Raw genomic sequence first — 12,017 nt, forward strand, 5'->3', positions numbered from 1 at the left:
CCGGTGTGTGTCCGTGCCGGGCGGGTCCACCCGTCACGGCGGGCAGTCGCCGCCACCCGCGGTCTTCCGTCGCCGTCGTCGAAGGAGTCTGTTCGTTGAGTGTGGTTCTCTTCCGCCGCCCAGCCCGCCGCCGCGGCCCGGACATGCCCGAAGGAGAGCTGAACCTCCAGGAGCCACCGACCCTGCCGGAGACCGTTCCCGACTCCTCGGCGATCTGGACCTACCTGCCGATGGCCATGATGTCGGTGTCCATGATGCTGATGTTCATGCGTCCGGGCGGCGGCAACAGCGTCTTCACGTACCTGGCGCTCGGCATGATGGTCACCGCGTCGGCCGCCATGCTCGTCGGCCAGGTGATGCGCAAGGGCGGCGAGCGCAAGCAGCGGCTGCGCGGCGAGCGCCGCGACTACCTGCGCTATCTGGCGCAGATCCGGCGGCGTGTCCACGAGGCCGTCGCCGACCAGCAGCAGGCCCTCGCCTGGCGGCACCCCGAGCCCAGGACGCTGCGCACCATGGTCCGCTCCACCCGGCTCTGGGAACGCCGGGTCGCCGACGACGACTTCGCCGAGGTACGGATAGCCGTCGGCGACCAGCAGCTCGGGCTGCGCCTCACTCCGGCCGCCACCAAGCCGGTCGAGGACCTCGAACCGCTCTGCGCCCACGCACTGCGCCGCTTCATCAAGGCGTACGGAGTGGTTCCCGAGCAGCCCACGGGACTCTATCTGCGGTCCTGGACCCGGATCCTGTTCCGGGGCGACGACAAGGCCGTACGGGACACCGTCCGTGCGGTCCTGTCCCAACTGGCCTTCTTCCATCCGCCGGAGGAGCTCTGGATCGCCCTGTGCGTCGCCGACGAACGGCGTGCCGAATGGGAGTGGGTCAAATGGCTCCCGCACAGCCAGCACTCCCAGGAACAGGACGGCGCGGGACCGTCGCGGCTCGTCGCGTCCGCCTTCCGTGACCTGGAGGACCTCCTCGGCGCCGAATTCTCCGAGCGGCCCGCCTTCGACCCCGAGGCCGTTCCCGGCCGCGACGAACCGTTCACCGTGATCGTCGTCGACGGAACCACCGTCCCCGTCGGCCACCGCCTGGACGGCCCCGGTCTGCGCAATGTCGTCGTACTCGATCTGTCCGGCGCCCTGAACTGGCGCCCCGGGCGCACCACCCTGCGCCTCGACGTCCGCCCCGACAGCCTGCGCCTCGTCCGGACCGACCGCAGCCGCAAGGAGCAGACCACGCTCCTCGGCCGCCCCGACGCCATGGGCCCCGGCTCCGCCGAAGCGCTGGCCCGGCTGCTCGCCCCGTACCGGATGAGCCTGTCGTCGGACGCCGCCCAGCCGCTCGACACCGACGTCGAACTCACCACCCTGCTGGGCATTCCCGATCTGCACCGGCACGACCCGGCCACCCTCTGGGCACGTTCCACCGGCGCCGCCCGGCTCCGTGTCCCGGTCGCCGTCGGCGCCGACGGAATCCCGGTGGAGCTGGACATCAAGGAGTCCGCACAGGGCGGCATGGGCCCGCACGGCATGCTGATCGGTGCCACCGGCTCCGGCAAGAGCGAACTGCTGCGCACCCTCGTCCTCGGCCTCGCCCTCACGAACTCCTCCGAAACACTCAACTTCATTCTGGTGGACTTCAAGGGCGGCGCCACCTTCCTCGGCCTCGACGAACTGCCCCACACCTCCGCGGTGATCACCAACCTGGCCGACGAAGTCGCCCTCGTGGAACGCATGCAGGACGCCCTGCACGGTGAACTCGTACGCCGTCAGGAACTGCTGCGCAGCGCCGGCAACCACACCTCCGCCCTGGAGTACGAGAAGGCCCGGGCGGCCGGGGCACACCTGGAACCGCTCCCCAGCCTCTTCGTCGTCGTCGACGAGTTCAGCGAACTGCTCTCCGCACACCGCGAGTTCATGGACCTCTTCGTGATGATCGGCCGCCTCGGCCGCTCACTCGGCGTCCATCTGCTGCTCGCCTCCCAGCGCCTGGACGAGGGCCGCATGCACCAACTGGAGAGCCACCTCTCCTACCGTGTGGGGCTGCGCACCTTCTCCGCCATGGAGTCACGCGGTGTACTCGGCGTCCCCGACGCCTACCAACTGCCGTCCCAGCCCGGCAGCGGCTTCCTCAAGAGCGGCGTCGACGAACTGACCCGGTTCCGGGCCGCCTACGTGTCCGGTCCCTACCGCAAGCGGCGCGGAGCCGCCGTCCAGGCCAGGGTCGCCAGTCAGGTGATGCCCTGGACCACCGACTGGGTGGTGCCCCGCGCCCCCGCCCGGACCCCCGACCCCGAGCCCGCCCCGGCGGAGGAGACCGCCGACGGCGACACGCTCCTGTCCGTCGCCCTGGAGCGGCTGCGGGTCTCCGGACCGCCCGCACACCAGGTGTGGCTGCCGCCGCTGGACCTGCCGCCCGCCCTGGACCTCCTGCTGCCGTCCCCGCAGCCCGACCCGGACCGCGGTCTCACCCCCGCGGGCACGCGGGGCCCCGGCACGCTCAAGGTGCCCCTGGGGCTGGTGGACATGCCGTTCGAGCAGCGCCGCGACCCGCTGACCGTGGATCTCTCCGCGTCCGGCGGCCATGTCGCCGTCGCGGGCGGTGCCCAGAGCGGCAAGTCGACCGCCGTACGGACCCTGATCAGCGCGCTCGCCCTCACCCACACCCCGCGCGAAGTGCAGTTCTACTGCCTGGACTTCGGCGGCGGCTCGCTCTCCGCGCTGTCCGGGCTGCCGCACGTCGGCGGTGTCGCCGGACGGCTCGACACCGAACGGATCAGCCGTACGGTGGCCGAGGTCATCGCCGTCCTCAACGAACGGGAACAGTTCTTCCAGGACAGCGGCGTCGACTCGATGGCCTCCTACCGGCGCCGCCGCGCCACCGGGGAGTTCCCGGACGAACCGCACGGCGACGTCTTCCTGGTCGTCGACGGCTGGTCCACCGTCAAACAGGACTTCGACTCGCTGATCCCCGCCTTCCACCAGATCGCCTCCCGCGGCCTCAACTACGGTGTCCACCTCGTCGTCACCACCGCCCGCTGGATCGAGCTGCCCGCACAGGTCCGCGACCAGTCCCTGACCCGGCTCGAACTCAAGCTGGGCGACCCGATGGACTCGATGATCGACATCCGCAAGGCGGCCACCGTGCCGCGCGGCGCCGGGCGCGGCCTGACCGTGGACGGCAAGCTCCACTTCCTGACCGCCCTGCCGCGCATCGACGGCAGCGACAGCGCCGAGGACCTCGCCGAAGGCGTCGCCGATCTGGTCGGCCGGATCGCCGAGCACTGGCAGGGGCCGCCGGCCCCACCGGTACGGATGCTGCCGCACCGCCTCCCGGCCGGCCGGCTCCCGGAACCCGAGCGCACCGAAGGGCTGCGCGTCCCGCTCGGCCTGGACGAGGAGACCCTCTCGCCCGTCTGGCACGACTTCGGACGCACCCCGCACCTGATCGGCGTCGGCGACGGCGAGAGCGGCAAGACGAATCTGCTGCGTCTGCTGGTGCGGGCCATCACCGCGCGGTACACCGCGGCCGAGGCCCGCATCCTGGTCGTCGACTACCGCCGGGAACTCGTCGACGCCGTACCGGAGGAGTACCGCCTCGGGCACGTCGTCGCGGTCGACTCCCTGCGCGAACTGGTCGGCGGCGCCGCCCGCGCCATCAAGACCAGGCTCCCCGGACCGGACATCGCACCCTCCCGGATGCGCCGGTGCGACTGGTGGTCGGGGCCCCGGCTGTTCGTCCTGGTCGACGACTACGACATGGTCGGCGGCACCGGATCGTACGACCACCCGTTCGCCCCGCTCCTGGACCACCTCGCGCTCGGCTACGAGGTCGGACTGCACGTAGTGGCGGTACGGTCCGCGACCGGGGCGGGCCGCGGCCTCAACGACCAGTTGCTGCGCCGCCTGGACGAGGCCAACACCCCGGGCATACTGCTGTCCTGCCCGCCGTCGGAGGGCTATGTGTTCGGCAACGTGAAGCCGCGCAATCTGCCGCCCGGACGCGCCCAGTACATCGTCCGGCGGAAGGCCACCCTCGTGCAGACCGCCCTGGCGGAGGACGCCGACGGCTGAGAGCCTGTCGGGTGACCTTCGATCGGGCCGACACCCCAGGGCGTGGCCGCCCGATCAGAGGTCACCCGACAGGATCTGAGGGCGCGGCAGGCGTCCCGGGGCGTCACGCCCCGGGACGCCCGTCGTCTCCCGACGCCGCTCAGTCGCCCGGTGTACCGGCCACCCGACGGCGGCCCGCGGGATGCCAGCCCCGCGCCCGGCCGCGGGGCGCGACCAGCGCCGCCCAGGCGACCAGCAGCGCCAGAGAGCCGCCCGCGACCACGATCCACAGCGCCCTGTGGGTGGCGCCCCCGCTGCCGTTGCCCGGCGGCAGCACCACGGAGTCGTCCCGCACGGCCCGGGTGTGCTCCGCCGGATCCTGCACGGAGGTGACGGCGGCGTACGGGTCCAGCCGTGGCACGTCCGCCGGGTAGGCGGTGCGGGTCAGCCGTTGTGCCGTCGCGGCGGCCGAGAGCTCCGGATGCGCCGATCGTACGAGCGCGGCCGTGCCCGCCGCGTACGCGGCGGCGAACGACGCTCCCGAGCCGATGAAGTGCCCGCTCCCGCGCGGCCCGATGCCCACCACGCCGTCCCCCGGGGCCGCGAGATCCGCGCCCGACGTGGCCGGCGCACCGTCCGGACGCGTACCCCGCACGTCCATGTCGATGACGGAGAGCACCCCCGGAGCCGAAGCGGGCCAGTAGTCGCGCGCCGGTTCGGGCTCCCGGCCGGCGGACGAGCGCTCCGGGTCGGGGGTCGCGGCGGCCACGATCAGCGCGTCGTGCGCGGCCGCGTACTTCACGGCCGAACTCAGCCCGGCCGAGCCGGAGGCCAGTGCGGGGGAGACCTGGATGACCTTCGCCCCCGCGCCGACGGCCGCCCGGATCCCGGCCGCGACCGAGGCCGCGGTCGCCGCCCCCCGCGCGTCCGTGCCCCGTACCGCGATGATCCGCGACTCCTGGGCGACCCCCGCCACGTGCACGTTCTTCAGGGGCGCCGCCGCGATCAGTCCGGCCACGAACGTGCCATGGCCGACGCAGTCCTCCCCGGCGTCCGACACGGCCGAGACCCGGCCGGCCAGCGCCGGGGCGCGGGCCGCGACCCCGGTGTCCACCACGGCGACCTTCACCCCCGCGCCCCTGCCGAACGCCCAGGTGCGGTCGAGCTGGAGGTTCTGCTGCTCCCACGGCACCGCGGTGGCCCGCGCGTCCGACCCGCCGGTGCACGGATCACCGGCTTCGAGCCGTGCGGGCATCACCGGCAGACTGACCTTCTGGCCGTCGTCCGCGCCGGCCGGGCCGGCCGCCGCCGGCACCAGAGCCATGGCGAGAGCCGCCGCGGCCAGAACGCGTCCGGTGGGGCGCGTCCGGCTTCCCCGTGCACCGGCGCCGGGCGTCACTCGGACACCGCCAGCGGGCGTGCGACGTCCTCCGGGAGCAGCAGCCGCAGATCGTCCAGACCCGGCGTCGCCATGGCGCTGACCCGGCCCGCCTGGCGCGTCATCATGCCCTCCAGGACCTGCCGGGCCAGTCGCGCGTTGCCGAACGAACGGTCCCTGGGCAGCGCGTCGAAGTACTCCCGCAGCACCGCACCGGCACCGGGACCGCACTCGTACCCGGACGCGGCCGCGTGCCCCCGCACGATGGTGACGAGTTCGTCCGAGGAGTAGTCGGCGAACTCCACCCGTCGGGAGAACCGCGAGGAGAGACCGGGGTTGGACGTCAGGAAGCGCTCCATCTCATCGGTGTAGCCCGCGACGATCACCACCACCTCGTCGCGGTGGTCCTCCATCAGCTTCAGCAGCGTGTCCACCGCCTCGCGCCCGAAGTCGCCGCTGCCCGAGGACCCTTCGGGAGTGAGGGTGTACGCCTCGTCGACGAACAGCACCCCGCCCCGGGCCCGGTCGAACACCTCGCGGGTGAGCTGGGCGGTGTGGCCCACGTACCGTCCGACCAGGTCCGCCCTGGCCGCCTCGACGAGTTGGCCGCGCGGCAGCACACCGAGCGACTTCAGCAGTTCGCCGTAGAGCCGGGCGACCGTGGTCTTGCCGGTGCCGGGCGGCCCCGTGAAGACCAGATGGTGGCTGATCCGCGGCGCCGGCAGTCCGGCCGCAACCCGCTTCTTCGCGGTGGCCAGCAGATTGACCAGATCGGTGACATCACGCTTGACGGCGGCCAGGCCCACCATGTCTCCGAGCCGGGCCAGCGGGTCGCTCTCCGTCCCGCCGTCGGCCGACTGACCGGCCGCCGCGGCCTCCTCGCCCACGTCCTCGGGCAGCAGCCGGGTGAGGTCGTGCTCGTCGGCGTCGGGCAGCGCGGCCAGCCGGTACGCCTGACGGTCCACCATCTCCTCGAACACCTGCCGGGCCGCACGCCCGTTGCCGAAAGCGGCGTCCTTCGGCATCCGTTCGAAGTGCGTGGCCAGCGCGGCGAGCGTCGACTCGTCGAGCTCGTAGCGGTGATGGGCGCACATGCTCTCGATGATCGCGACCAGCTCGGGGACCGCGTAGTTCTCGAACTCGACCGTGCGGGAGAAACGTGAGGCCAGCCCCGGGTTGGAGCCGAGGAAGTCGCGCATCTCGTCCGCGTAGCCGGCGGCGACCACGACGACGTCGTCACGGTGGTCCTCCATCAGCTTCAGCAGGGTGTCGACGGCCTCACGGCCGAAGTCGGCGCCCGAGCCCCGCCCGTCCGACAGCAGGCTGTACGCCTCGTCGACGAACAGCACCCCGCCCAGCGCCCGTTTGAACGTCTCGGTGGTCTTGATGGCGGTACCGCCGACGATCTGCGCCACCAGGTCCGCGCGCGAGACCTCCACCAGATGACCGGAGGGCAGTGCGCCCAGCTCGGCGAGGATCGCCCCGTACAGCCGGGCCACGGTCGTCTTGCCGGTGCCGGGCGGCCCGGAGAAGACCAGATGGCGGCTCATCGGCGGAGCCGGCAGCCCGAGGCGGGCGCGCCGCTGGGCGAGCTGGATCAGATTGACCAGCGTACGCACCTGGTGCTTGACGTTCTCCAGGCCGATCAGCGCGTCGAGTTCGGCCAGCGGGCCGTCCTCGCGCGCCGCCGCGGAACCGCCCTCGAAGGCGCCCGTCCCGGCCGGGTCGGTGCCCTCCGCCTCGCCGAGCCCCCACGCGTCCCGCTTGCCGTTGCCCGAACTGGTCAGCTGCTCGACCGCCAGCCGGTCGCCCGGCAGGGCCTGCACCAGACCGCCGCCCTCGTTGTCCCGCGCGGCACAGTTGACCACCGACACCGCGGCCGTGGTCTCCACCCGGAAGCCGTCCCGGCCGGAACCGCTGACCTCGCAGGAGGTGAACGCGCCCCGGCCGCCCTGGGCCAGCAGAACACCGTGGCCCGCCGCGGCCGTGATCCGCAGCCGGGTCGCGGTCAGTTCGCCGCCCTCCTCGACCAGGACCCCCGTGTCCGTGGACTCCTGGACGTCGAGGTCGCGGACGGTGACGCTGCCGCCCGCCGCGACGGACATGCCGTGCGCGGCGCCGCGCACGGCGCCCCCACCGACGTAGACGTTGCCGTCGTCGGCGACCCGGACCCCGGCCTGACCGGGGCGTTCGATCTCGCAGTCCTCCAGCCGGCCCCGGCCGTCCTTGACGACCTCCACCCCGTGCCCTTTCGCGGCGCCGATCCTGGCCCTGCGCACCAGCGGGTTGGCGCCGCCGCGTATCCGGACGCCCGTGCCGCCCGCTTCCAGCACCTCAAGGCGGTCCAGTTCGGCGACCGACTCCTCTTCCAGCAGCACGCCCGTCTGCGCGCAGTCCCGGACCGTCAGCCCGATCAGTACCGGCGACGACGAGCCCCGGACGTGCAGCGCGGCGTCCTCGGCCGAGTCCAGCCAGCAGTCCTCGAAGGTCCCCCGCGCCCGGTCGGAGACGAGGAGTCCGGGCCCCTTGGTGCGGGCGGTACGGCATCGGCGCAGCAGCGGGTCGGTGCCGCCGGACAGGACGATTCCCGGCCCGGTCGTGCCGGTCACCCGGATGTCCTCCAGCACCGTCCGGGCCGACGAGGAGAGATGGATGCCGACAGCCGTGTCGTGGACCACGGTCCGCAGTACCCGGGTGGTGCTCCGGTCCTCCAGCGCGATGGACGGCTTGTCGGTCGAGGAGATGTCGCACTCCTCGACCGAACCCTGTCCCTCGCCGTTGGCGAGCACCCCGTTGGCGCGGGCGTCGCGGATGGTGCAGCCCCGCAGCGTGATCCGGCCGCGTTCGCCGATCACCACACCGGAGGTGCCCAGGTGTTCGACGGTGCAGGACTCGGCGGAACTCTCCACCGCCGACGTCACCACCACACCCGCGCCGCGCGGATTGCTCACCCGGCAGTCCCGCAGGGCCACCGAACCGGCGCCGCGGGCCAGCAGGGCGGTCCACGCGGCGCCGGTGATGTCGCAGCCGTCCATCGCGATCTGGCCGCGTGGGGCGTCCACCACGGGCAGTTCCTCGTCGCGGCCGCGCAGCACCAGATCGGTGAGCATCACGGCTTCGGTCTGGAGCACCACGGCACTGCCGTGCGGCGGGCATATCTCGACGCTGCCGCGGGACTGTTCGGCGGCGATGGTGACGGGGACGGTGATGACCAGACTCTCGGCGTAGGTGCCGGAACGGACGCTGATCACGGCGCCGCTGCGCGCCCTGGCCAGCGCCTCCCCGATCGTTCGAAAGCCGTCGGACAGCTCTGGAGAGACCGTCAGGACCTGGCGTGACAAGCGGAATCCTCCTCCTCGGGGCCACACCGCGGTCCGGGGAACACATGATCGGAACGGGTGTGGCTCCATCATGCCGGAGCGAGGCGCGGAACCTTCGGCCGGAGCGGGAACGCCGTGTGAACCAGGTCCGGTCGAACCCTCCGCGGATCACCGTATGACGGACGAAACGGGGCGGAGAGCCGTCCGGCCCGCCGCCCCGTTCCCCGTGCGGTGGTCAGCCGATCGCCTTGATCAGCTCGCCGTCGGTGGTGTCACCGCTGAGCTCCCAGAAGAAGGTGCCGCCCAGTCCCTGCTGGTTCTTGTAGGTCATCTTGGTGGCGATGGTGGCCGGGGTGTCGTAGCTCCACCAGTTGGTGCCGCAGTGCGCGTAGGCCGTACCGGCGATCGTGCCGGTGGCCGGGCAGCTGTTCTTGAGGACCTTGTAGTCCTCGATGCCGGCCTCGTAGGTGCCGGGGGCCGCGCCGGTGGCGGTGCCGCCGGGTGCGTCCTGGGTGACACCGGTCCAGCCGCGGCCGTAGAAGCCGATGCCGAGCAGCAGCTTCGACGCGGGGACGCCCTGCGCCTTCAGCTTGTCGATGGCGGCCGCGCTGTTGAAGCCCTCCTTCGGGATGCCGCTGTAGGAGGTCAGCGGGGAGTGCGGGGCGGTCGGGCCCTGCGCGTCCCAGGCGCCGAAGAAGTCGTACGTCATCGGGTTGTACCAGTCGACGTACTGCGCCGCGCCGCCGTAGTCGACGGCGTCGAGCTTGCCGCCCTCGGAGGCGTCGGCGGAGATCGCCGAGGTGACCAGGTTGTTCGCGCCGAACTTGGCGCGCAGCGCGCCCAGCAGGTCGCCGTAGGCGTCACGTCCGCTGGTGTCGCAGGTCAGGCCGCAGGCGTTGGGGTACTCCCAGTCGATGTCGATGCCGTCGAAGACATCGGCCCAACGGGGGTCCTCCACCAGGTTGTAGCAGGACTCGGCGAACGCGGCCGGGTTCTTCGCGGCCTCGCCGAAGCCGCCGGACCAGGTCCAGCCGCCGAACGACCAGATGACCTTGAGGTCCGGGTGCAGCTTCTTCAGCTTGCGCAACTGGTTGAAGTTGCCGCGCAGTTCCTGGTCCCAGGTGTCCGCCACGCCGTCGACCGACTGGTCGGCCGTGTACGCCTTCTCGTAGTCGGCGTACGAGTCGCCGATCGCGCACGCGCCTCCGGTGACGTTGCCGAAGGCGTAGTTGATGTGCGTGAGCCGGTCGGCCGAGCCGGAGGTCTCGATGTTCCTCACATGGTAATTGCGCTGGTATACGCCCCAGTTGGTGAAATATCCGACCACCTTGTCGCCGGCGGCGGTGGGGGTCGCCCCGGCGGGTGCGGGGGCCGCGGCCCGTGTGGTGGCGGGGGCCGGGCCGGCCGACGCGGTGCCCGCGGCACCCAGCAGGGTGGCGCCGAGGGCGACGGTACAGGCGGCTGCGGCGAGCGCCCGGAGGCGGGCGAGGGGAGTGTGCGGTCCGAACATCTTCGTCTCCTCGTGGGGGAGGGAACTCGGTTGTGGGGGTGTGCGATCGGCGATCCGCGGGGTTGACATGAACGCGGAATGCCGACTCCGGTGGAACCGTAGATGGACTAGACCAGTTGGGTCAATGGTTCGGACCAATTTCGGTGATCGCTCCGTTCGCCGCCGAGTCGCTCCTTCCACCCGTGACGGATATCGTCCGATCGGGCATACTCAAGCCGCCGCAGCCGCTGACCAGTGACTCTCGTAATCCGGGAGATCGGCATCGGCTGAGCAAGCAGTGCTTCTCCGGGCCGAGCCCGGAATCCCCCGGCGGCGCCGCCCACACCCCGCGCGCGCGACCGCCGCAACGCCCGACAGGGAGGAGAGCGCCGTCATGACCGACCGTGCCCCGCATTCGGTGGAACGCCGTCTGCCCACCGAGGAGTCCAGGCAGCTCGTCGCGCTCGTCCGCGACATCGCACAGCGGGAGATCGCGCCGCGGGCGGCCGAGGAGGAGGACGCGGGCCGGTTCCCGCGCGAGGTCTTCACCCTGCTTTCCGCCTCCGGACTGCTCGGACTCCCCTACGACTCCGCCCACGGCGGCGGTGACCAGCCGTACGAGCTCTACCTCCAGGTGCTCGAAGAGCTGGCGGCCGCCCGGCTCACCGTCGGCCTCGGTGTCAGCGTCCACTCCCTCGCCTGCCACGCGCTCGCCGGATACGGCACCAAGGAGCAGCAGGCCGAACACCTCCCGGCCATGCTGGGAGGCGGCCTGCTGGGCGCCTACTGCCTCTCCGAGCCCGGCTCGGGCTCCGACGCCGCCTCGCTCCGCACGAGGGCCGTACGGGACGGAGGCGACTGGGTCATCACCGGCACCAAGGCATGGATCACCCACGGCGGCATCGCCGACTTCTACACGGTCCTGGCCCGCACCGGAGCCGAAGGAGCCCGCGGCATCACCGCCTTCCTGGTCCCCGGCAACGCCGCGGGGCTGAACGCGGCCGCCCCGGAGAAGAAGATGGGCATGAAGGGCTCGCCCACCGCCCAGCTGAACTTCGACGGCGTACGGGTCGGCGACGCGCGCCGGATCGGAGAGGAGGGCCAGGGCTTCGCGATCGCCCTGTCCGCACTCGACTCCGGGCGTCTGGGTATCGCGGCCTGCGCGATCGGCGTCGCCCAGGCCGCCCTGGACGAAGCCGTCGCCTACGCGTCCGGGCGGCAGCAGTTCGGCCGGCCCATCGCGGACTTCCAGGGCCTGCGCTTCATGCTCGCCGACATGGCCACCCAGATCGAGGCGGGCCGGGCGCTCTATCTGGAGGCGGCCCGGCTGCGCGACGAGGGCCGGCCCTTCTCGCGCCAGGCGGCCATGGCCAAGCTGTTCTGCACGGACGCGGCCATGCGGGTCACCATCGACGCGGTCCAGGTGCTCGGCGGATACGGCTACACCCTCGACTTCCCCGTCGAGCGCCTGATGCGCGAGGCGAAGGTGCTGCAGATCGTCGAAGGCACCAATCAGATCCAGCGGATGGTCATCGCGCGCCACCTGGCGGGGCCTGAGACCCGCTGACGCGCAGCAGCCGATCCGACCACACGGGCGTCGTCATGATCCGGTTCCACTCCTGGTCGTGGCGGCCCGGAAGGGTCCGTCCGGCGCTCTCCCAGCGACGCAGCAGGGCCCGGTAGAGGGGCGGGTCGGTGGAGTGGGGCGCCGCCCGGGGAGGCACGGGCTGCGACACCGGCTGAGGCACCGGCTGCGTACCGGGGCGCGGAACCGATTC

General features: G+C 72.3%; 5 protein-coding genes. 2 read left to right on the top strand and 3 right to left on the bottom strand.

The genetic code is table 11. The features are described from left to right. Window positions 1–143 precede the first annotated feature (143 nt). Window positions 144–4,073: a type VII secretion protein EccCa gene (gene eccCa, locus ACFVUT_RS05545; protein ID WP_389647733.1), complete on the top strand. Its 3,930-nt coding sequence runs from the start codon at window positions 144–146 to the stop codon at window positions 4,071–4,073. Between the two features lie 139 nt (window positions 4,074–4,212). Here the strand turns inward: eccCa and ACFVUT_RS05550 are convergent, their stop codons facing one another. The 3 genes from ACFVUT_RS05550 to ACFVUT_RS05560 form a co-directional block, all read right to left on the bottom strand. Next, window positions 4,213–5,376 carry a S8 family serine peptidase gene (locus tag ACFVUT_RS05550; RefSeq protein WP_389647599.1) on the bottom strand — a complete coding sequence of 388 codons (1,164 nt, stop codon included), beginning with the start codon at window positions 5,374–5,376 and terminating at the stop codon, window positions 4,213–4,215. A gap of 71 nt (window positions 5,377–5,447) precedes the next feature. Continuing rightward, complete coding sequence (locus ACFVUT_RS05555) at window positions 5,448–8,771, bottom strand: right-handed parallel beta-helix repeat-containing protein (protein WP_389647602.1); 3,324 nt, start codon at window positions 8,769–8,771, stop codon at window positions 5,448–5,450. Between the two features lie 214 nt (window positions 8,772–8,985). Continuing rightward, window positions 8,986–10,260, bottom strand: coding sequence for a glycoside hydrolase family 18 protein (locus tag ACFVUT_RS05560; protein ID WP_389647605.1), 1,275 nt, complete (start codon window positions 10,258–10,260; stop codon window positions 8,986–8,988). A gap of 373 nt (window positions 10,261–10,633) precedes the next feature. Here ACFVUT_RS05560 and ACFVUT_RS05565 point away from each other — a divergent pair, with 373 nt between their 5' ends. Next, the gene (locus tag ACFVUT_RS05565) at window positions 10,634–11,806 is read left to right on the top strand and encodes an acyl-CoA dehydrogenase family protein (protein WP_389647608.1); all 1,173 of its coding nucleotides are present in this window, start codon (window positions 10,634–10,636) and stop codon (window positions 11,804–11,806) included. Window positions 11,807–12,017: the final 211 nt, after the last annotated feature.

It is taken from the genome of Streptomyces sp. NPDC058051, assembly GCF_042885475.1.
Lineage (GTDB): Bacteria > Actinomycetota > Actinomycetes > Streptomycetales > Streptomycetaceae > Streptomyces.

Coding starts and splice junctions, on each gene's coding strand:
- eccCa (WP_389647733.1), top strand. CDS start 144: ATGCCCGAAGGAGAGCTGAACCTCCAGGAGCCACCGACCCTGCCGGAG.
- ACFVUT_RS05550 (WP_389647599.1), bottom strand. CDS start 5,376: ATGGCTCTGGTGCCGGCGGCGGCCGGCCCGGCCGGCGCGGACGACGGC.
- ACFVUT_RS05560 (WP_389647605.1), bottom strand. CDS start 10,260: ATGTTCGGACCGCACACTCCCCTCGCCCGCCTCCGGGCGCTCGCCGCA.
- ACFVUT_RS05565 (WP_389647608.1), top strand. CDS start 10,634: ATGACCGACCGTGCCCCGCATTCGGTGGAACGCCGTCTGCCCACCGAG.